Origin of the sequence: Massilia sp. Root418, from assembly GCF_001425265.1 — a bacterium.
Taxonomy (GTDB): domain Bacteria; phylum Pseudomonadota; class Gammaproteobacteria; order Burkholderiales; family Burkholderiaceae_D; genus Rugamonas.
On sequence record NZ_LMEC01000021.1, the window covers coordinates 365540 to 386133 of the forward strand.

Sequence of the window (20594 nt, forward strand, 5' to 3'; positions counted from 1 at the left end):
CCGGAGCAAAGAAGCATGAGCAATCTCGACACCATCACCCATTTCATCAACGGCGCCAAGGCCGATACGGCGAGCGGCCGTTATGGCGACGTGTTCAATCCCGCGCTGGGTGAGCCTGTGGCGCGCGTGGCGCTGGGCACGGCGGAGGAAGTGGACGCGGCCGTGCAGGCCGCCGCCGCCGCCTTCCCGTCCTGGTCCGCCACGCCGCCGCTGACGCGCGCACGCGTGCTGTTCAAGTACCTGCAGCTGTGCCAGCAGCACACCGATGAATTCGCCGCCATGCTCACGCGCGAGCACGGCAAGACCTTCAGCGACGCGCAGGGCGAAGTGGCGCGCGGCATCGAGATGGTGGAGTTCGCGGTGGGCATTCCGCAGCTGCTGAAAGGCGAGTTCACCGACCAGATCTCGCGCGGCATCGACGCCTGGTCGATGCGCCAGCCGCTGGGCGTGGTGGCGGGCATCACGCCGTTCAACTTCCCGGTGATGGTGCCGATGTGGATGTTCCCGGTCGCCATCGCCTGCGGCAACACCTTTGTGCTCAAGCCTTCCGAGCGCGACCCTTCGCCTTCGCTGCTGCATGCGAAACTGCTGAAGGAAGCAGGGCTGCCGGACGGTGTGTTCAACGTGGTCCAGGGCGACAAGGTGACGGTGGATGCGCTGCTCGACCATCCGGTGGTGCAGGCGGTGAGTTTCGTCGGCTCCACGCCTATCGCCGAATACATCTATGCGCGTGGCAGCGCAAGCGGCAAGCGCGTTCAGGCGCTGGGCGGCGCCAAGAACCACATGGTGGTGATGCCGGACGCCGACATGGACATGGCGGTGGACGCGCTGATGGGCGCAGCCTACGGCTCGGCCGGCGAACGCTGCATGGCGATCTCGGTGGTGGTGGCGGTGGGCGACGCGGGCGACAAATTGGTGGGCGCACTGAAACAGCGCACCGCCGCACTGAAAGTACGCGACGGCATGGAGGAAGGCGCCGAAATGGGGCCCGTGGTCACCAGCGCGGCCAAGCAGCGCATCGAGCGCCTGATCGGCGAAGGCGTGGAGCAGGGCGCCACCCTGGTGGTGGACGGCCGCGATTTCAAGGTGCCCGGACGCGAGAACGGCTTCTTCGTCGGCGGCACCTTGTTCGACCATGTGACGTCCGACATGACCATCTACAAGGAAGAGATCTTCGGCCCCGTGCTGTGCGTGATGCGCTGTCCGGACGTGGTGCACGCCGTGGAGCTCATCAACAGCAATGAATACGGCAACGGCGTAGCCATCTTCACGCGCGACGGCGGCGTGGCGCGCGAATTCGTGCGCCAGATCCAGGTCGGCATGGTGGGCGTGAATGTGCCGCTGCCGGTGCCGATGGCCTTCAACAGTTTCGGCGGATGGAAGCGCAGCCTGTTCGGCGACCACCACGCCTACGGTCCGGAAGGCGTGCGTTTCTACACGCGCCACAAGGCCGTGATGCAGCGCTGGCCCAATACTGCCAGCGCTGGCGCGGAATTTGCATTTCCGCAGATGAAGTGACACTTTAGAGCCGGGATAAAACATGATCGCCACACTCACACACCTGCCGCAGCCGAAAGCCACGAACGCCGAGTTGGGCGAGCACTTCACCGACCTGGCGCCGCCGCTGACGGCGCGCCAGGCGGCGATAGAAAGCGCGCGCTGCCTGTACTGCTACGATGCGCCCTGCACGCGCATCTGCCCGTCGGAGATCGACGTGGCCAGCTTCATCCGCAACATCCACGACCACAACGTCAACGGCGCTGCGGTCGGCATCCTCAAGCAGAACATCCTCGGCGGCAGCTGCTCGCGCGTCTGCCCCACCGAGATCCTGTGCGAGGACGCCTGCGTGCGCAACCACGACGCGGAAGGCCAGCCGGTGAAGATCGGCCTGTTGCAGCGCTACGCGCTGGACAACATGACCATCACGCAGCACCCGTTCCAGCGCGCGCCCGCCACCGGCAAGAAGATCGCCGTGGTGGGCGCGGGCCCGGCGGGCCTGTCCTGTGCGCACCGCCTGGCCATGCTGGGCAACGAGGTGGTGATCTACGAGGCGCAGGAAAAATCCGGCGGCCTGAATGAATACGGCATCGCCAGGTACAAGCTGACCAACGACTTCGCGCAGAAGGAAGTGGAATTCCTGCTCGGCATAGGCGGCATCGAAGTGCGCCACGGCCAGAAGCTGGGCGCCAATGTGCAGCTCAAAGACCTGCACGCGCAGTACGACGCCGTGTTCCTCGGCCTGGGACTGGGCGCGTCGCGCCAGCTGGGCCTGACCGGCGAGGACGCGCCCGGCCTGCTGGCCGCGGTGGACTATATCGCGGAGCTGCGCCAGGCCTCCGACCTGAGCAAGCTGCCGGTGCCCAAGCGCGCCATCGTCATCGGCGCCGGCAACACCGCCATCGACATGGCGGTGCAGATCCAGCGCCTGGGCGCGGAGGAAGTGACGCTGGTGTACCGGCGCGGCTTCGGCGACATGAGCGCCACCCGCCACGAGCAGGACATCGCCAAGGCCAACCAAGTACGCATGCGCACCTGGGCCGCGCCGCAGCAGGTGCTGCTGGACGGCGACGGCAAGGTGTGCGGCATGCGCTTCGAAAACACCGTGCTGGAAAACGGCCGCCTGGTCGGCACCGGCATCACCTTCGAGCTGCCGGCCGACGCCGTGTTCAAGGCCATCGGCCAGAGCATGGACGGCGCCAGCCTGTCGGACGCCATGGCGTCCACCATTGCGCGCGAAGGCGACAAAATCCACGTGGACGAACATTACCGCACCGTGGTGCCAGGCGTGTATGCAGGCGGCGACTGCGTGGCGCCGGGGCAGGACCTGACGGTGCAGGCGGTGCAGCACGGGAAGCTGGCAGCGCAGGCGATTCATCACGATATCCTTTCGAAAGTGGAGGCTGCATAATGGCCGATCTGAGCGTCAACTTCTGCGGCATCAAATCGCCTAACCCGTTCTGGCTGGCCTCCGCGCCGCCGACCGACAAGGCGTACAACGTGGTGCGCGCATTCGAAGCCGGGTGGGGCGGCGTGGTGTGGAAAACGCTGGGCGAGGATCCCGCCGCCGTCAACGTGTCGTCGCGCTATTCGGCGCACTACGGCAAGAACCGTGAAGTCCTGGGCTTCAACAACATCGAGCTGATCACCGACCGCTCGCTGGAAATCAATCTGCGCGAAATCACCGAAGTGAAGAAGGCCTGGCCGGACCGCGCCATCGTGGTGTCGCTGATGCTGCCCTGCGAGGAAAAGCTGTGGGCCGACATCCTGCCGCTGGTCGAAGCGACCGGTGCGGACGGTATCGAGCTGAACTTTGGCTGCCCGCACGGCATGCCGGAGCGCGGCATGGGCGCAGCCGTGGGCCAGGTACCCGAGTACGTGGAAATGGTGACGCGCTGGTGCAAGACGCACAGCAAGCTGCCGGTCATCGTCAAGCTCACGCCCAACATCACCGACGTGCGGGCGCCGGCGCGCGCGGCCAAGGCCGGCGGGGCGGATGCGGTATCGCTGATTAACACCATCAACTCCATCACCCACCTGGACCTGGACCGCATGGTGGCCTTCCCGGCCGTGGGCAACGCCAGCACGCACGGCGGCTACTGCGGCTCGGCCGTCAAGCCGATCGCGCTGAACATGGTGGCCGAGATCGCGCGCGACCCGCAGACCAGGGGCTTGCCGATTTCGGGCATCGGCGGCATCGGCAACTGGCAGGACGCGGCCGAGTTCATCGCGCTGGGCGCCGGCTGCGTGCAGGTGTGCACGGCGGCCATGCTGCACGGCTTCCGCATCGTGGAGGAGATGAAGGACGGGCTGTCGCGCTGGATGGACGAGAAGGGCTACCGGACGATCGGCGAGTTCACCGGCAAGGCCGTGGCCAACACCACGGACTGGAAATACCTGGACATGAATTACCAGGTGATTGCGCAGATCAACCAGGACGAATGCATCAAGTGCGGGCGCTGTTACGTGGCTTGCGAGGACACCTCGCACCAGTCCATCGCGCAGCTGATCGATGCGGCGGGTGTGCGCACGTACGAGGTGATCAAGGAAGAGTGCGTGGGCTGCAACCTGTGCGAGATCACTTGTCCCGTGCAAGGCTGTATCACCATGGTGCCGCAGGAGACCGGCAAGCCGTATATGAACTGGACGCAGGATCCGCGCAATCCGCGGCGCGAGGTCAAAGCCGCGTAAGGGTAAGATATGGCGGGTTACGGCGTGCCGCCTGACCCGCCCTACGAACCGCGCACGGCCACCCGGGCGCAGTATCACGTAGGGCGGGTTAGAGCGAAGCTCGTAACCCGCCAAGAGCCGCCAAGCGCCTCCAATAAGCCGCCAAGAACCCGCAACTTCCGGGAGAGATGCAGTGAACAACGATTTGTCCGGCAGCACCCAACTCTGGAACGAAGACCTGGCGCCCACCAGCGCCGCCCAGCGAACCTGGCGCTGGTATCACTTTGCCGCCCTGTGGGTCGGCATGGTGATGTGCATCCCGGCCTACACCCTGTCGGCCAGCCTGATCGAAGGCGGCATGTCTGCCTACCAGGCCGTCTTCACCGTCTTCCTTGCCAACGCCATCGTGCTGCTGCCCATGCTGGCCATCGGCCACGCGGGCACCAAGTACGGCATCCCCTACGCGGTGCTGGCGCGGGCCTCCTTCGGCACCGCCGGCGCGCGGCTGCCGGCGCTGATGCGGGCCATCGTCGCCTGCGGCTGGTACGGCATCCAGACCTGGTTCGGCGGCCAGATGATCTACACACTGATCGGCGTGCTGCTGGGCGGCGAAATCGGCGGCGCCAGGATTGCCGGCCTGGGCATCAACGGCATGCAGCTGCTGTGCTTCCTGGCCTTCTGGGGCATCCAGTTCTGGTACATCGTGCACGGCATGGACGCCATCCGCAAGCTGGAGACCTACACCGCGCCGCTGAAGATCCTGATCTGCTTCGTGCTGCTCGGCTGGGTGTACCAGAAGGCCGGCGGCTTCGGCCCGCTGCTTGACCAGCCCTCGCAGTTCGTCGAAGGCGGCAAGAAGGCCGGCCAGTTCTGGTCCACCTTCTGGCCTTCGCTGACCGCCATGGTGGGCTTCTGGGCCACGCTGGCCCTGAACATTCCCGACTTCACCCGCTTCGCCAAGTCCCAGCGCGACCAGCTGGTGGGCCAGAGCGTCGGCCTGCCGGTGCCCATGGGGCTGCTGGCCGCGCTGGCGGTGATCGTCACCTCCGCCACGGTGGTCCTGTACGGCAAGGCGATCTGGGACCCTGTGGACCTGGCCAGCCGCATGACCGGCGTGGCCGTGCTGGTGGCGCTGGTGATCCTGCTGATCGACACCGTCAGCGTGAACCTGGCCGCCAACCTGGTCGGCCCGGCGTACGACTTTTCCGCGCTGGCACCGCGGCACATCAGCTACCGCGCGGGCGGCTACATCACCGCGTCCATCGCCATCGTCATGATGCCGTGGAAGCTGCTGGAATCCACCCAGGGCTATATCTTCACCTGGCTGATCGGCTACTCGGCGCTGCTGGGCCCCATCGCGGGCATCCTCATCATCGACTACTACCTGATCCGGAAAACAGAGCTGAACGTGGAGCAGCTGTACCGCGAGGACGGCCAGTATTCCTACGGCTCCGGCTGGAACAGCGCGGCCATCGTCGCCTTCGTCCTGGGCGTGGCGCCAAATATTCCGGGCTTCCTGAACGCGGCCTTTCCAGCGTCTTTCCCCGGCGTGGGCGATGCGTTCAAAACGATTTATACCTATGCCTGGTTCGTCGGCATCGCCATCTCGGCGCTGGTCTACGGCGTCATGATGAAGGGCCGCGCCGCAGCGACCTTGCGGCCGGCGGCACAACCTTAATCGCAGCACTACGTTTGGAGAACCGCAACATGACCACGATTATTCGCGGCGGCACCGTCGTCAACGCCGACCGGGCGTTCAAGGCCGATGTGCTGTGCTACGGCGACAAGATCGTCGCCGTTGGCGAGAACCTGGACGCGCCCTCGTCGGCCACTGTCATCGACGCCAGCGGCCAGTACGTGATGCCGGGCGGGATAGACCCGCACACGCACATGAACCTGCCCTTCATGGGCACGGTGACGGCGGACGACTTTTTCACCGGCACCGCCGCCGGCCTGGCCGGCGGCACCACCACCATTATCGATTTCGTCATTCCCAGCCCGCAGCAATCGCTGATGGAGGCTTACCACCAGTGGCGCGGCTGGGCGCAGAAGGCGGCCGGCGATTACACCTTCCACGTCGCCATCACCTGGTGGGATGAGTCGGTGCACCGCGACATGGGCACGCTGGTGCGCGACCATGGCGTGAACAGCTTCAAGCACTTCATGGCCTACAAGAACGCTATCATGGCCGACGATGAAACGCTGGTGAAGAGCTTCCGCCGCTGCCTGGAGCTGGGCGCCATTCCCACCGTGCACGCCGAGAACGGCGAACTGGTGTTCCAGCTGCAGCAGGACCTGATCCGCCAGGGGCTGACCGGGCCAAGCTCGCATCCGCTGTCGCGCCCACCGGCGGTGGAAGCGGAGGCGGCCAACCGCGCCATCGCCATCGCGGACGTGATGCATACGCCGCTCTACATCGTGCACGTGTCCTGCCAGGAGTCGCTGGACGCGATCACGCGGGCGCGCGCCAAGGGCCAGCGCGTGTACGGCGAGGCGCTGGCCGGCCACCTGATCATCGACGACAGCGTGTACCAGCACGAGGACTTCGCGTTCGCGGCGGCGCACGTGATGAGCCCACCCTTCCGCAGCAAGCAGCACCAGGCCGCGTTGTGGCACGGCCTGCAGGGCGGGAACCTGCACACCACCGCCACTGACCATTGCACCTTCTGCGCCGAGCAGAAGGCGGCCGGGAAGAACGATTTCAGCAAGATCCCCAACGGCTGCGGCGGCGTGGAAGACCGCATGGCGGTGATCTGGGACGCCGGCGTGAACACCGGCCGCCTCACGCCGTCCGAGTTCGTCAAGGTCACGTCGGCCAACGCTGCGCAGATCTTCAACATCTACCCGCGCAAGGGCCTGATCGCGGTGGGCTCGGACGCCGACATCGTGGTGTGGGACCCCGAAGCCACGCGCACCATTTCGGCCAGCACCCAGCACGCCAAAGGCGGCTTCAATGTGTTCGAGGGCCGCACGGTGAAGGGCATCCCGACCACCACGCTGGCGGCGGGGAACGTGGTCTGGCACAAAGGTGAGCTGCGCGCGAAGGAAGGCGCCGGCCGCCACATCGACCGCCCGGCTTTCAAGCCCGTCAGTGCCGCCTGACCGCGTAACCCGGCAATTGCCGCCGGCGGCACCAGCTCGGCGGGTTACGCGTTCCGCTAACCCGCCCTACGGTATGAAGCACATTTGAAGGAGATGGATATGAGTGAACTGCGCGTTAACGGCGACCGTCTGTGGGCATCGCTGATGGAACTGGCCAAGATCGGCGCCACGGAAAAGGGCGGCGTCAAGCGCCTCACCCTGACGGACCTGGACAAGCAAGGCCGCGACCTGGTGGTCGGCTGGGCCAGGGAAGCCGGCATGAGCATCACCATCGACCAGATCGGCAATGTCTTCATGCGCCGCAGCGGCACCAACAACGCGCTGCCACCCATCATGACCGGCAGCCATATCGACACCCAGCCCACCGGCGGCAAATTCGACGGCAATTACGGCGTGCTGGCCGGCATAGAAGTGGTGCGCACGCTGAACGATCACGGCATCCGCACCGAAGCGCCTATCGAGGTGGCGTTCTGGACCAACGAGGAAGGCTCGCGCTTCGTGCCCGTGATGATGGGTTCCGGCGTGTTCTGCGGCGCTTTCACGCTGGAACACGCCTACGCCGCCCGGGACACCGAGGGCAAGACCGTGGGCGAAGAGCTGGAGCGCATTGGCTACAAGGGCGAGCAGGTGCCCGGCGAGCATCCCATCGGCGCCTATTTTGAAACCCACATCGAGCAGGGCCCGGTGCTGGAGGACGAGGACAAGGTTATCGGCGTGGTGCCGGCCGTGATGGGACTGTCCTGGTACGACTGCACCGTCACCGGCATGGAGGCGCATGCCGGCCCCACGCCCATGCACCTGCGCAAGGACGCCATGCAGGTGTCGACCCGCATCATCCAGGAGGTGGTGTCGATAGCGAACCGCTATCCGCCTTACGGCCGGGGCACCGTTGGCATGTTGCAGGTTTTTCCCAATAGCCGCAACGTTATCCCCGGCGAGGTGAAATTCAGCATAGACTTGCGTAACGTGAACGACGAACTGCTCAACACCATGCACGAGGAAATGCTGGCCTTCATCGACAAGACGCGCTGCGAAACGGGCCTCGGCATCAAGATCGAGCGGGTGTCCTATTATCCGCCGTGCCCCTTCCACCCGGACTGCGTGGACGCGGTGCGCAGCGCCACGGCCAAGCTGGGCTACTCCACCATGGACGTGGTGTCCGGCGCCGGGCACGACGCCATCTACGCGGCGCGCGTGGCGCCGGCCGGCATGATCTTCGTGCCCTGCAAGGATGGCATCAGCCACAATGAAATCGAGGACGCGAAAGCCGAACACCTCGAAGCCGGCTGCAACGTGCTGCTGCACGCCATGCTGGAGCGGGCCAGAGCCATGCAATGACAAGCGATCCACGCCCGCCGCCGACGGAAACGGAAGCCCAGCGGCTGGGCGTGCGGCTCGCTTGCACCCTCGATAATATCTCCGACGCCTTCCTGATGCTGGACCGGCAGTGGCGTCTCACCTTCATCAACCGCGAAGCCGAGCGGCTGCTGCAGTGCAAGCGTGCCGAAGTGCTGGGCATGAATATCTGGCAGCGTTTTCCGGAAGCGGTGGGCGGCCCGTACTACCAGGCTTACCACCGCGCCGTCGCCACCCGCAGCTCGGTGCTGTTCGAAGAATACTACGCGCCGCTGGACCTGTGGACCGAAGTGCGCGCCTATCCCTCGGACGAAGGCCTGGCGATCTACTTCCTCGACATCAGCACGCGCAAGGCGCAGGAAGCCGCGTTTCACAAGCTGGCCTTTTTCGACCGCCTGACCGGCCTGCCCAACCGCCAGCTGCTGGTGGACCGCGTCGGCCAGGCGCTGGAGCGCTTCCGGCGCAGCCAGTATTGCGGCGCGGTGCTGTTCATCGACCTGGACAACTTCAAGTCCGTCAACGATGCGCGCGGCCACGACAAGGGCGACCTGCTGCTGCAGCAGGTGGCCGGACGCCTGAAGGAGTCGGTGCGGGCCAGCGACACCGTGGCGCGCTTCGGCGGCGACGAATTCGTGGTGCTGCTGGAAGGCGTGGGCGAGAGCGGCGAGGCCGCCGCGCAGCACGCGCGCGAGGTGGCCGGGAAGATCCTGCGCGCCTTCGACGCGCCGTTCGACATCGAGGGGGTGCAGCACTACAGCACGCCCAGCGTGGGTGTCACGATTATCGACCGCAGCAGCGGCAGCACGGAAGAGGTGCTCAAGCGGGCCGACCTGGCCATGTACCAGTCCAAGGCGGCGGGGCGCAATACCAGCACCTGGTTCGAGGCCGGCATGGAGCAGCGCGTGGCGGCCCGCGCAGCCCTGGAGGCTGACTTGCGGCAGGCCCTGAACGAGGGCCGGTTCGAGCTGCACTACCAGCCCCAGTGCGACCTGCGCCAGCGGATGACGGGGGCCGAGGCGCTGCTGCGCTGGCGCCACCCGCAGCGCGGCATGGTGCAGCCGGGCGAGTTCATTCCTTTGACCGAGGAAACCGGCATCATCATCCCGCTCGGCAGCTGGGTGCTGCGTACCGCCTGTGCCCAGCTGGCGCGCTGGGCGGCGCAGCCCCGTACCGAAGGGCTGCGCATGGCTGTCAATGTCAGTGCGCAGCAGTTCCACCGGCCGGACTTCGTGGAGCAGGTGCTGCAGGCGCTGGCCGATACCGGGGCGAACCCGGGCCGGCTGAAATTGGAGCTGACCGAGAGCCTGCTGCTCAAGGACGTGGAAGCGACCATCGCCCGCATGGAGCGTCTGAGGGAGGTGGGGGTGGGCTTCTCGCTGGACGATTTCGGCACCGGCTATTCGTCGCTGTCCTATCTGCACCGGCTGCCGCTGGAGCAGCTCAAGATAGACCGATCCTTCATCTGGGACGCCGGCACCGGCCGGCATGGCAAAGCCATCGTGCACACCATCGCCGGCCTGGGCAAGGCGCTGCGCATCGAAGTGATGGCCGAAGGCGTGGAGACGGACGCCCAGCTGGCCATGGTCGAGGAGGGCGGCTGCCATCTGTTCCAGGGCTATTTGTACAGCAAGCCGCTGGCGCCGGATGCGCTGGCGGCCTTCATCGCACAGGCGTCGCTGGCCGGTTTTCACGTATGATGCAGGCTGGCCCACGCGAATAAGACCCTGTGCAAGAACCCGCGCATCGACACGACCTGATCAGCTGCCACGATTGCGGCTTGCTGTATCGCCGCCGCCCGCTGGCGCCGCGCGAGAAGGCACGCTGTGCGCGCTGCGGCTCGGTGCTGTACCGGGGCGCGCCGCCCAACCTGGAGCGGATCGCCGCCGTCACGCTGGGCGCCATCATCGTGTTCCTGATTGCGCAGTTCTTCCCCATCGTGCAGCTGGACGTGAACGGCTACACCACCAGCGCCACGCTGATGGGCGCCATCCGCGTGCTGTGGCAAGAGAATATGCAGGTGGTGGCGGTGAACGTGCTGCTGTTTACCATCGCCTTTCCGGCCATTGAACTGGGCGCGCTGCTGTACGTGACGCTGGCGCTGCGCGCCGGCTACCAGCCGCCCGGCTTCCACCGTCTGCTGCGCGCCGTGCGCAAGGCGCGCCAGTGGGGCATGACCGAGGTGCTGATGATCGGCATCCTGATCACCATAATCAAGATGACCAGCCTGGCGCAGGTCGAGGCGCAGCCGGGGCTGTTCGCCTTCGGCGCGCTGACGCTGCTGCTGACGGTGGTGGTGTCCTTCGATCCGCGCGCCCTGTGGCTGGTCGGCGAGCGGCTGCAGCCGCCGGGCCGGCAGCCGATGCGCTACAAGGCCCTGGCCGCCGGCGTCCATCCGCTGGCCTGCCACGCCTGCGGCCTGGTGGCGGCCGACGGCGGCGCGCACGCGCGCGGAGGGCGCCAGCACTGCGCCCGCTGCGGCAGCACCCTGCACCACCGCCTGCCCGACAGCATAAACCGCACCTGGGCGCTGCTGCTGGGCGCGGCCATCCTCTACATCCCGGCCAACCTGCTGCCGGTGATGTACACCCACTCGCTGTTCGGCAAGGATGACGACACCATCATCAGCGGCGTGGTCTACTTCTGGAACAGCGGCTCGCCGGCGCTGGCGGCCATCATCTTCATCGCCAGCATCGTGGTGCCGGTGGCCAAGCTGGGCGCGCTGGCGCTGCTGGCCTACACCTCGCAGCGCGGCTCGCGCTGGCGGCCGCGCCAGCGCACGGTGCTGTACCGGATGGTGGAGTTTGTGGGCCGCTGGTCCATGCTCGATATTTTCGTCATCACGCTCACCGTGGCGCTGGTGCGTTTCAGTTCCCTGGCCGTGATCACCGCCGGACCGGGCGCGCTGGCCTTCTGCGCGGTGGTGGTACTGACCATGCTGGCGTCCCTGCAATTCGATCCCCGCCTGATCTGGGATCCTGTACAGAAATCTGGAGAGAACCATGCCTGACAAAGAAGGCGAACTTCCCGTGCTACCCGAGCCGCAGGTGGAGAGGGGCAGCCGCTGGCTGCCGTCTCTGGTGTGGCTGGTGCCGTTGCTGGCGGCGCTGATCGGCCTGGGCCTGGTGGCCAAGTCGGTGCTGGACCAGGGGCCGGTGGTGGAGGTGAGCTTCCGCAGCGGCGACGGCCTGGAGGCGGGCAAGACCAAGGTGAAGTACAAGGACGTGGACATCGGCATCGTGCGCAGCATCGCGCTGCAGGAGGACTTGTCCAAGGTGCTGGTGACGATAGAGATGACCAAGGAAGCCAAGCGCTTCACGGCGGCCGACACGCGCTTCTGGGTGGTGCGGCCGCGCGTGGGCGCATCCGGTGTGTCCGGCCTGGGCACATTGCTGTCCGGCGCCTACATCGGCGTGGATGCGGGCAAGGGCGTGCTGGGCACCACGAGGTTCACGGGTCTGGAGCGCGCGCCGCCGGTAACGGTGGACCAGAAGGGCAGCCAGTTCACGCTGCATGCGGACACGCTGGGCTCGATCGATATCGGCTCGCCGGTTTTCTACCGCCGCATCCAGGTGGGGCAGGTGATCGACTTCGCGCTGGAGCCCAAGGGCACGGGGGTGAGCATGCGCGTGTTCGTGAATGCACCGTATGACCAGCACGTGGGCAAGAACACGCGCTGGTGGCATGCCAGCGGCGTGGACCTGCGGCTCGATTCGTCGGGCTTCAAGCTGAACACACAGTCGCTGGCGGCGCTGCTGGTGGGGGGCATCGCGTTTGAATCCATGAGCGGGCACAAGCCGGACGCGGTGGCGCCTGGCGGTTCGGAGTTCCTGCTGGCGGACGACCAGGCCAGCGCCATGCGCGAGCCGGACGGGCAGCCGATTTCCAGCGTGTTCTATTTCGACCAGTCGCTGCGCGGCCTGCAGCCCGGCGCCACGGTGGACTTCCGCGGCATCGTGCTGGGCGAAGTGCGCTCGGTGGGCGTGGAGTTCGATCCGAAGAAGAAGAGCTTCCGCATGCCGGTCACGGTGGACCTGTACCCGGCGCGGCTGGGCAAGCGCTTCCAGCAGGCGCTGGCGGCAGACCCGGAAGGCAAGGCCGGTTCCGAAGTGCTGGAACGCATGGTGAGCCGTGGCTTGCGCGCGCAGCTGCGCACCGGGAACCTGCTGACCGGGCAGCTGTACATTGCGCTGGATTTCTTCCCCAGTTCGGCACAGGTGAAGCTGGACGTGGACGCCGTGCCGCTTGAGATTCCGACAGTGCCGAACAGCCTGGAGGAGCTGCAGACGCAGATCGCCAGCATCGCGCGCAAGCTGGACCAGGTGCCGTTCGCCGACATCGGCAACAACCTGAACGCCACGCTGAAGAATGCCAATGCGCTGTTCAAGCAGCTCGACGCGCAGGTGGTGCCGGAAATGAAGGATACGCTGGGCGCGGCGCGGCAGACTTTCGGCACGGCCGAGCTGTTGCTGCAGAAGGATTCACCGGTGCAGTCGGACCTGCGCGAAGCGCTGCAGCAGCTGACGCAGACCATGCAATCGCTGAACGCGCTGTCCGATTACCTGGAACGCCATCCCGAGTCGCTGATCCGGGGCAAGCAAGGAGACAAGAAATGACGCAGTCCTTCCGTGAACGCATCCTGCCGGCCGCCGCACTGGCAGCCGGGTCGGCTTGCGCCATGTTGCTGGCCGGTTGCGCCGGCTCGCTGCCGGTGGAGCGCTTCTACAGCCTGACGGCAGGCGCCGCGCCGCAATCGGCGGCCGGCCGCGCCGCACAGGGCGCGCCTGGTGCCGGCACCGCCGGTGCTGCTGCCGCCGCAGCAGCACCGGCAGCAGCAGCAGCGCCGCCGCTGTACGTTGAACTGCAGGCTGTCACGGTGCCGCAGCAGGTCAGCCGCAACCAGCTGGTGGTGACCAGTGGCGCGGGCAGGGTGGAGCTGCTGGAGCAGGAGCGCTGGGCGGCACCGCTGGCGTCCGAGATCGGGCAGGCGCTGTCGCTGGGCGTGACGTCCGAGCTGGGCGCCATCGACGTGTTCCGTACGCCGACGCCGGAGCAGGCCACGGTGTACCGGGTGAGCACCAGCGTACAGCGCTTCGAGTCCGCACCGGGGCAGTACGCGCTGGTGGACGCCGTGTGGAGCGTGCGCAGGGTCGGCAGCAGCGGCGGCGGCAAGGTGCTCACCTGCCGCAGCACCGCCGAGGAAAAAGTGGCGCCGGGCTACGACGCACTGGTGGCCGGCCACCGCCGCGCGGTCGCGCGGATTGCCGCCGATATCTCCCAGGCCATCCGCGCGCAAGCCGGCGGCACTGCGGCGGCCTGCCCGGCTGCCGCGCCAGCCGCCTGAGGGCAGCCGCCCGCAGCCGTCCATCCAGGTCCAGCGCCTGAGGCGAGCCGCGTCAGGCCAGGCTACGGCGCCAGGTCCGGCTCCGTGATGAAGCGCGATTCGGCCGCCCACATCGCGCAGGCCCGCGCCAGCAGCTTCGCCTCGCCGTCGGCCAGCACGCCGTCGGCGTCGGCGATGTTCCACATGCCGCGCAACAGCTCGCGGCGCAGATCCGAGTCCGTGATGTCGTTCAGCAGCGCATCGATGGTGGCCGGGTCCAGCTCCACGTTGTCGTGCTTTACGCTGCTGTTCAGCAGGTCGTAGCACAGGTCCTGTACCAGGTCGTGGAAGGCGTCCAGGCCGATATCGATATGCTCCAGCAGGCGCGAACGTTCCAGCGCCCGCAGTTCGGAGGCCGCCATCTGGCCGTCTACCACCATGGCCAGCGCCAGGATGCGGCCCGCCGCGCTGGCGCTGTTGGGAGGATAATGTCGCATTGTGTTGCTCCTTCTTCGGGTGAAATCAGTTATTCCGGGTCTTGCGCGTTGCGTACAGGCTGGCCACCACGCTGCCGGCGATCAGGGTTGCCACCACCGACAGCGAGATATGCACCGGCATGTGGTACCACGGCATGATCAGCATCTTCGCGCCGATGAACACCAGCACCAGCGCCAGGCCGTACTTGAGCAGGTGGAAACGGCCTGCAATATCGGCCAGCAGGAAGTACAGCGCCCGCAAACCCAGGATGGCGAACATGTTGGACGTGAACACGATGAACGGGTCCGACGTGATGGCGAAAATGGCCGGAATCGAATCCACCGCGAACACCAGGTCGGTCGCCTCGATCAGGATCAGCACCAGGAACAGCGGCGTCACGTAGCGCAGGCCGTCCTTGAAGACGAAGAACTTCTCGCCATGGTCGCCGTCCGCCACCCGCAGGTGGCGCCGCGCCAGGCGCAGCACGGGATTCTTCTGCAAGTCCGGCTCGTGGTCCGCCGCCACCATCATGCGGATGCCGGTAATGGCCAGGAAGGCGCCGAACACATACAGCATCCAGCTGAATTCACTCACCACCCAGGCGCCGGCCATGATCATCACCGCGCGCATCACGATGGCGCCCAGCACGCCGTAGATCAGCACACGGCGCTGGTACTCGGGCTTGACGTGGAAGGACGAAAAGATCAGCAGGAAAATGAAGATGTTATCGACCGACAGCGCCTTCTCGATCAGGTAGCCGGACAGGAATTCCAGCGCCTTGCGCTCGGCCAGTTCAGGCCCCACCGCACCCTGCAGATACCACCAAAGGCCGGCGTTGAACAGCAGCGCAAGCGAGAACCAGATCAATGACCAGGTGCCCGCTTCGCGCACGGTGACCTTGTGCGCCTTGTTCCCGCCGAAGACGTATAAGTCCAGTGCCAGCATGGCCAGCACGAACACGACGAAGCTGGCCCACATGGGCGCTGTCGCGAATTGCTCCAATCCGTTCATCGTGCACCTCCTTGATGGAAAGAGCATGGTAGGCGTTCTTCTTGCATCGAACAATTCGAATATACTTTGACATCTAATCGAAAAATTCGATGTATAGAGGAGTCCTGCATGACCGCCCTGAATTTCAAGCATTTGCGTTATTTCTGGATGGTGGCGCGCACCGGCAGCATCGCCAAGGCGGCCGAGCAGCTGCACCTGACGCCGCAGTCCATCTCGGGCCAGCTGACCGAGTTCGCCGGCACCCTGGGCGTGGAGCTGTTCCGCCGCGTGGGGCGCAGGCTGGAACTGACCGATACCGGCCAGCGCATGCTGCTGCACGCCGAGGAGATTTTCCGTGCTGGCGACGAGCTGCTGGAAGTGGTGCGCGACCAGGCGGCGGCGGCCACCGCCACCTTCCGCGTCGGCGTGTCCGACTCGGTGTCCAAGGCCATCGCCTGTGAACTGGTGGCGCCCGCGCTGACGCTGCCGACGCCAGCGCGGCTGATCTGCCGCGAGGGCCGCCTGGCCGCGCTGCTGGCCGACCTGGCGGTTCACCGGCTGGATCTGATCATCGCCGACCGCCCCATGCCCAGCCATTTGAACGTGCGGGGCTACAACCACTTGCTGGGCGAGAGCGCCCTGCAGGTGCTGGCAGCACCGGCACTGGCCGAAGGCTTGCAGGGGCCGTTCCCCGCCTGCCTGAACCACGCGCCGCTGCTGCTGCCGGGCGAGGATTTCGCGGTGCGTCCCAGGCTGATGCAGTGGCTGCAGGAGCACGTGGCGCATCCGCACGTGGTGGGGGAGTTCGACGACAGCGCCATGATCAAGGCCTTCGGCCAATCCGGCGCCGGGCTGTTCTTCGTGCCCGCCGCCATCGCGGGGCGCGTGTGCCAGCAGTACGGCGTGGTGGTGGTGGCCAGCCTGCCGGCGCTGCGCGAGCGCGTGTACGCCATCACCACCGAGCGCCGCATCAGCCATCCCATCACGCAGGCCATCAGCCAGGCCGCGCAGCGCACCTTGGCGGCTTAGTCGGCCAGACCATCGGCCTGGCCGTCCCCCTTCGGCCGCAGCGCGTCCACCAGTTCGCGGGCGTAGCCGGGCAGGTCGCCGTAGTGGCGCATGCAGATCAGGAGTTTGCGCACGGCCCACGGGTCGCTCAGCTGGACGTGGCGGATGTGCATCACGTCGCTGGCGCGCAGTACGGCCGATTCGGGCAGCACGGCCAGGCCGGCGCCGCTGGCGGCCATGCGGCACACCGCGTCCAGGCTGCGCAGGCGCACCCGGTAGATCAGCCGCTTGCCCAGCCGCGCGGCGTGCCCGGCGATGTATTTGTGCAGCGCGCTGTCGCCGGCCAGGCCGATGAAGTCGTAGCCCAGTGTGTCGATGAAGGCCACGCTGCGCTTGCGTTTCAGCTGCGCGGCCAGCGGGTGCTGCGGCGACATCGCCAGCACCAGGCGGTCGTCCCGGAAGGGACAGGTTTCCAGGCCGGTACTGTCCACCGAGTCGGCGACCACGCCGATATCGGCCAGGCCGCCTTTGATGGCTTGCACGATGTCGTAGCTGAGGCGTTCCTCCAGGTCGATATTCACCTGCGGGTGCGCGGCCATGAAGCCGGCCAGCGCGTCGGGCAGGAATTCGGCCAGGGCCGAGGTGTTGCACAGCACCCGCACGTGCCCCTTCAGGCCGGACGCGTATTCGCCCAGGTCGGCGCGCATCTTTTCCATTTGCTGGGTGATCATGCGCGCGTGGTGCAGCAGCGTGCGGCCCGCTTCGGTGGGGTCCACGCCGCGCCGCCCGCGCTCCAGCAGCGGCACGCCCAGCGCTTCCTCCATGCCGCGTATGCGCGCGCTGGCCGACGCCAGCGCCAGGTGGGACTGCTCGGCGCCGGCGGTGATACTGCCGCTTTCCGCCACGTGCAGGAAGAGGCGCAGGTCGGTGAGGTCGAATCGCATGATGTGTCCCGGTTCTGCCTTCGGATCAGCCGAAGGCAGGCTGAGTATATTCCACATTTTCGCTACCGGCGCGCCGTGCCAGACTGCGTGCTATGGAAAATATCATTTACATCACCGTGGTGTTCCTGCTTGCAGGGATGGTTAAGGGCGTGACCGGCATGGGGCTGCCGACCGTGGCGGTGGCGCTGCTCAGCCTTGTAATGCCGCCGGTGGAGGCTGCGGCCCTGCTGATCGTGCCTTCGCTTTTGACGAATGTCTGGCAGCTGCTTTCCGGTTTGCCGGTGTATCCGCTGTGGCAGCGCCTGTGGCCGATGATGGCGGGCATCTGTATCGGGACTGGCGCGGCTACGTTGGCGGAAAATGCGCTGGCGGGAGGCGCGCTGGCGGCCGACGCGAAGATGGCCAGCGGCGTGCTCGGCGTGGCGCTGGTGGCGTATGCGGCCATGGGGCTGCTGTCGGTGCGCTGGAGGCTGCGCGGCAGCGAGGGCGTGATGTCGCCGGCGGTGGGGGCGCTTACCGGCGCCATCACGGCGGCTACCGGCGTGTTCGTGATACCGGCGGTGCCTTATCTGCAGGCGCTGGAGCTGGAGAAGGATGAGCTGGTGCAGGCGATGGGACTGGCGTTCACGGTGTCCACGGTGGCGCTGGCCGTGTCGCTGGCGGCGCGCGGGGCCTGGCAGCCGGCGGCGGCGGGGATGTCATTCGTGGCGCAGCTGCCGGCGGTGGCGGGCATGCTGCTGGGACAGCGCCTGCGCAACCGCATGGCGCCGGAGGTGTTCCGCAAGTGCTTTTTGTTTGCGCTGCTGTTGCTGGGGATGCACCTGGCGCTGGAGGCGGCGTGGCATTGACCGTAGCGGCGCTCGGCGGGTTACGGTGCCTTGCACCTAACCCGCCCTACGTGCCGCATCACGTGAAGTCCGGCGGGTTACGTGCCGCATGACGTGAAGCCCGGCGGGCCACGTGCCGCATGACGTGACACCCGGCGGGTTACGTGCGCATGACGTGAAGTCCGGCGGGTTACGTGCCGCATGACGTGAAACCCGGCGGATTACGTGCGCATGACGTGAAGCCCGGCGGGTTGCGTGCGCATGACGTGAAGCCCGGCGGGTTACGTGCCGCATGACGTGAAGCCCGGCGGGTTACGTGCGCATGACGTGAAGCCCGGCGGGTCACGTGCGCATGACGTGAAACCCGGCGGGTTACGTGCGCATGACGTGAAGCCCGGCGGGTCACATACGCATGACGTGAAACCCGGCGGATTACGTGCGCGTGACGTGAAGCCCGGCGGGTTACGTGCGCATGACGTGAAAACGGGCGGATTACGTGCGCATGATGTGAAACCCGGCGGTTTATGTGCGCATGACGTTAAGCCCGGCGGGTTGCGTGCTCATGACGTGAATTCGTAGGGCGGGTTAGCGCGACGCGCGTAACCCGCCGCGCGTCACGGCAGCGTGTTCAGCACCTCGGCGATCTGCTCGCGCAGCCAGCGGTTGGCGGGGTCGCTGTCCACATTGGCGTGCCAGTACAGCTGGTTGTCGATGTGCGCCAGCTCCAGCGGCAGCGCCAGCAGCTGGTGCCCGAACTGCTGGTTCAGCACCTGGCCATAGCGCTCGGGCATGGTGAGCAGCAGGTCGGTCTGGCTCACTACCGTGCACGCCGTGTAGTAATGCTGGCAGCGCATGCGGATGCGCCGCTGCAGACCGCGCCGGCTCAGCTCCACGTCCTCCAGGCTTGGCCCGCTGCGGCGCGAGCTGACCTGGATATGCTCCTGCCGCAAATACATCTCCAGGTCCAGCGCCCGCTGCACCTGCGGATGGCTGGCGCGCGCCAGCACCACCGTCTGGTCGGACGGCAGCCGCATCTGGCGGATGTCCTTGGACAGCGGCAGCAGCAGATCGATCGCCGCGTCGATGCTGCCGGCAGCGAGCTCGCCTTCCAGGTCGCCGCGTGCCACACGCAGCGCATTCACACCCACCGACGGCGCCGCCGAGGCGATGCGTGCCATCAGCGGCGGCAGGATGGTGGGCTCCACCACGTCGCGCATGGCCAGCGTGAAGGTGCGCTCGCTGGTGGCCGGGTCGAAGCGCTCGGCGCCGCTCAGCGTTACCTCGAACCCGCGCAGCGCCTGGCGCACCGGCTCGATGATGCTGCGCGCCAGCGGCGTGGGCACCATCACGTGGCCCTGGCGCTCGAACAAGGCATCGTTCAGCAACTGGCGCAGGCGTGCCAGCGCGTGGCTCACGGCGGGCTGGGTGAGGTTCATTTTCAGGCTGGCGCGGGTCAGGCTGCCTTCCGTGTAGATGGCGTCGAACACGACAAACAGATTCAGGTCGACCTTGGATATATGCATGATGTTTATTGGGATGAATAAAAACTATTCATTTGATGAATTCTACATCGGGCGCTAAGCTTTGCTTATCTTTTGTTACACGGAGTACGCGCGATGGGACAAATTTACCTGGTTCGCCACGGCCAAGCTTCGTTCGGGTCCGCAAATTATGACCAGCTTTCGCCGCTGGGGTTCGAGCAGGCGCGCCTGCTGGGCCAGTGGTTTGCCAACAGCCGCCAGATTTTCCAGCGCGTGGTGTGCGGCGGCATGGTGCGCCACCGGCAGACGGCGGATGCCTGCCTGCACGAGTTGCCGCGCACGCTGCTGGCGGACACGGAATGGATCACCGATCCGGGTTTCGCGGAATTCAACCATGTGGAAGTGCTGGTGAAGCACTGCCCGGAATTTTCGTCGCCGGAGGCGTTCAAGGCCTACGCGGCCAGCCAGCCGGACCCGAAGCACGCATTCGAGCACATCTTCGTGGCGGCCATGCAGCGCTGGATGGGGGGCGAGCACGACGCCGACTACACGGAAACCTGGCAGGCTTTCAGGGACCGCTGCGTGGGCGCGCTGGAGCGCTTGACGGAGCAGGGGGCGGAGTCGGAAACGTCGGTGGTGTTCACATCCGGCGGCACCATTTCGGCGATCTGCCAGCACTTGCTGGACCTTCCCGACTACAAGACGCTGGAGCTGAACTGGTCCATCGCCAACAGCTCGCTGACCAGGCTGCAACACCGCCCGGGCAAGACCAGTTTGAGCTACCTGAACAATTTTGCCCACCTGGAGTGGCTGGGCGAGGCGAATAGCGTTACGTATCGTTAACTTCTGGAAGCAAAAAGGCGGCGGTTGCCGTCTTTTTTTTGCTTCTGCCTGTCGGACGTCTGACAGGTTGGCCCTTAAA

General features: G+C 66.4%; 17 protein-coding genes. 13 read left to right on the top strand and 4 right to left on the bottom strand.

Annotated elements, in window-relative coordinates; translation table 11 throughout:
• Positions 1-15: 15 nt before the first annotated feature.
• The 10 genes from ASC94_RS19715 to ASC94_RS19760 all read left to right on the top strand — a co-directional run bounded on the left by ASC94_RS19715 (position 16) and on the right by ASC94_RS19760 (position 13966).
• Positions 16-1518 carry a CoA-acylating methylmalonate-semialdehyde dehydrogenase gene (locus ASC94_RS19715; protein ID WP_056399139.1) on the top strand — a complete coding sequence of 501 codons (1503 nt, stop codon included), beginning with the start codon at positions 16-18 and terminating at the stop codon, positions 1516-1518.
• A 22-nt stretch (positions 1519-1540) separates the two neighbouring features.
• A complete protein-coding gene (locus tag ASC94_RS19720) occupies positions 1541-2908 on the top strand; it encodes an NAD(P)-dependent oxidoreductase (RefSeq protein WP_056399142.1) in 1368 nt (455 codons plus the stop codon).
• Positions 2908-4188 (top strand): NAD-dependent dihydropyrimidine dehydrogenase subunit PreA, encoded by a 1281-nt coding sequence (gene preA, locus ASC94_RS19725; RefSeq protein WP_056399145.1) that lies wholly within the window; start codon positions 2908-2910, stop codon positions 4186-4188. Before ASC94_RS19720 ends, preA begins: the two co-directional genes overlap by 1 nt.
• 172 nt (positions 4189-4360) lie before the next feature.
• The gene (locus ASC94_RS19730; protein ID WP_056399148.1) at positions 4361-5845 is read left to right on the top strand and encodes an NCS1 family nucleobase:cation symporter-1; all 1485 of its coding nucleotides are present in this window, start codon (positions 4361-4363) and stop codon (positions 5843-5845) included.
• Positions 5846-5874: 29 nt separating this feature from the next.
• Positions 5875-7269: a dihydropyrimidinase gene (gene hydA / locus ASC94_RS19735; protein ID WP_056399151.1), complete on the top strand. Its 1395-nt coding sequence runs from the start codon at positions 5875-5877 to the stop codon at positions 7267-7269.
• A 99-nt stretch (positions 7270-7368) separates the two neighbouring features.
• A complete protein-coding gene (locus tag ASC94_RS19740; protein WP_056399157.1) occupies positions 7369-8607 on the top strand; it encodes a Zn-dependent hydrolase in 1239 nt (412 codons plus the stop codon).
• Entirely contained in the window at positions 8604-10322 is a 1719-nt protein-coding gene (locus ASC94_RS19745; protein ID WP_082616681.1) for a bifunctional diguanylate cyclase/phosphodiesterase, read from the top strand. The genes ASC94_RS19740 and ASC94_RS19745 overlap by 4 nt, the downstream gene beginning before the upstream one ends.
• A 29-nt stretch (positions 10323-10351) precedes the next feature.
• Positions 10352-11632 carry a paraquat-inducible protein A gene (locus ASC94_RS19750; RefSeq protein WP_082616682.1) on the top strand — a complete coding sequence of 427 codons (1281 nt, stop codon included), beginning with the start codon at positions 10352-10354 and terminating at the stop codon, positions 11630-11632.
• Positions 11625-13238, top strand: coding sequence for an intermembrane transport protein PqiB (locus ASC94_RS19755; protein ID WP_056399160.1), 1614 nt, complete (start codon positions 11625-11627; stop codon positions 13236-13238). Before ASC94_RS19750 ends, ASC94_RS19755 begins: the two co-directional genes overlap by 8 nt.
• Positions 13235-13966 (top strand): membrane integrity-associated transporter subunit PqiC, encoded by a 732-nt coding sequence (locus ASC94_RS19760; RefSeq protein ID WP_056399163.1) that lies wholly within the window; start codon positions 13235-13237, stop codon positions 13964-13966. The genes ASC94_RS19755 and ASC94_RS19760 overlap by 4 nt, the downstream gene beginning before the upstream one ends.
• Before the next feature lie 62 nt (positions 13967-14028).
• Here ASC94_RS19760 and ASC94_RS19765 read toward each other — a convergent pair whose 3' ends face one another.
• Both ASC94_RS19765 and ASC94_RS19770 read right to left on the bottom strand, forming a co-directional pair.
• A complete protein-coding gene (locus ASC94_RS19765) occupies positions 14029-14442 on the bottom strand; it encodes a TerB family tellurite resistance protein (RefSeq protein WP_056399165.1) in 414 nt (137 codons plus the stop codon).
• Between the two features lie 25 nt (positions 14443-14467).
• Positions 14468-15433, bottom strand: coding sequence for a TerC family protein (locus tag ASC94_RS19770; RefSeq protein ID WP_056399169.1), 966 nt, complete (start codon positions 15431-15433; stop codon positions 14468-14470).
• 108 nt (positions 15434-15541) lie between these two features.
• On the opposite strand from ASC94_RS19770, the gene ASC94_RS19775 reads away from it, so the two are divergent.
• Positions 15542-16441 carry a LysR family transcriptional regulator gene (locus ASC94_RS19775; RefSeq protein WP_056399175.1) on the top strand — a complete coding sequence of 300 codons (900 nt, stop codon included), beginning with the start codon at positions 15542-15544 and terminating at the stop codon, positions 16439-16441.
• Here ASC94_RS19775 and ASC94_RS19780 read toward each other — a convergent pair.
• The gene (locus ASC94_RS19780; protein WP_056399177.1) at positions 16438-17364 is read right to left on the bottom strand and encodes a LysR family transcriptional regulator; all 927 of its coding nucleotides are present in this window, start codon (positions 17362-17364) and stop codon (positions 16438-16440) included. The two genes, ASC94_RS19775 and ASC94_RS19780, sit on opposite strands and share 4 nt — an antisense overlap.
• A gap of 92 nt (positions 17365-17456) precedes the next feature.
• Here ASC94_RS19780 and ASC94_RS19785 point away from each other — a divergent pair, with 92 nt between their 5' ends.
• Entirely contained in the window at positions 17457-18212 is a 756-nt protein-coding gene (locus ASC94_RS19785) for a sulfite exporter TauE/SafE family protein (RefSeq protein WP_056399180.1), read from the top strand.
• 593 nt (positions 18213-18805) lie between these two features.
• Here ASC94_RS19785 and ASC94_RS19790 read toward each other — a convergent pair.
• Complete coding sequence (locus ASC94_RS19790) at positions 18806-19714, bottom strand: LysR family transcriptional regulator (RefSeq protein ID WP_056399186.1); 909 nt, start codon at positions 19712-19714, stop codon at positions 18806-18808.
• 93 nt (positions 19715-19807) lie between these two features.
• On the opposite strand from ASC94_RS19790, the gene ASC94_RS19795 reads away from it, so the two are divergent.
• The gene (locus ASC94_RS19795) at positions 19808-20515 is read left to right on the top strand and encodes a histidine phosphatase family protein (RefSeq protein WP_056399192.1); all 708 of its coding nucleotides are present in this window, start codon (positions 19808-19810) and stop codon (positions 20513-20515) included.
• The last annotated feature ends 79 nt before the right edge of the window (positions 20516-20594 follow it).

Bases quoted from the DNA above. Each gene is read 5' to 3' on its own strand.
- preA (WP_056399145.1), top strand. From the start codon at position 2,908: ATGGCCGATCTGAGCGTCAACTTCTGCGGCATCAAATCGCCTAACCCG.
- hydA (WP_056399151.1), top strand. From the start codon at position 5,875: ATGACCACGATTATTCGCGGCGGCACCGTCGTCAACGCCGACCGGGCG.
- ASC94_RS19745 (WP_082616681.1), top strand. From the start codon at position 8,604: ATGACAAGCGATCCACGCCCGCCGCCGACGGAAACGGAAGCCCAGCGG.
- ASC94_RS19715 (WP_056399139.1), top strand. From the start codon at position 16: ATGAGCAATCTCGACACCATCACCCATTTCATCAACGGCGCCAAGGCC.
- ASC94_RS19790 (WP_056399186.1), bottom strand. From the start codon at position 19,714: ATGCATATATCCAAGGTCGACCTGAATCTGTTTGTCGTGTTCGACGCC.
- ASC94_RS19720 (WP_056399142.1), top strand. From the start codon at position 1,541: ATGATCGCCACACTCACACACCTGCCGCAGCCGAAAGCCACGAACGCC.
- ASC94_RS19740 (WP_056399157.1), top strand. From the start codon at position 7,369: ATGAGTGAACTGCGCGTTAACGGCGACCGTCTGTGGGCATCGCTGATG.
- ASC94_RS19770 (WP_056399169.1), bottom strand. From the start codon at position 15,433: ATGAACGGATTGGAGCAATTCGCGACAGCGCCCATGTGGGCCAGCTTC.
- ASC94_RS19775 (WP_056399175.1), top strand. From the start codon at position 15,542: ATGACCGCCCTGAATTTCAAGCATTTGCGTTATTTCTGGATGGTGGCG.
- ASC94_RS19755 (WP_056399160.1), top strand. From the start codon at position 11,625: ATGCCTGACAAAGAAGGCGAACTTCCCGTGCTACCCGAGCCGCAGGTG.
- ASC94_RS19765 (WP_056399165.1), bottom strand. From the start codon at position 14,442: ATGCGACATTATCCTCCCAACAGCGCCAGCGCGGCGGGCCGCATCCTG.
- ASC94_RS19760 (WP_056399163.1), top strand. From the start codon at position 13,235: ATGACGCAGTCCTTCCGTGAACGCATCCTGCCGGCCGCCGCACTGGCA.
- ASC94_RS19785 (WP_056399180.1), top strand. From the start codon at position 17,457: ATGGAAAATATCATTTACATCACCGTGGTGTTCCTGCTTGCAGGGATG.
- ASC94_RS19795 (WP_056399192.1), top strand. From the start codon at position 19,808: ATGGGACAAATTTACCTGGTTCGCCACGGCCAAGCTTCGTTCGGGTCC.
- ASC94_RS19780 (WP_056399177.1), bottom strand. From the start codon at position 17,364: ATGCGATTCGACCTCACCGACCTGCGCCTCTTCCTGCACGTGGCGGAA.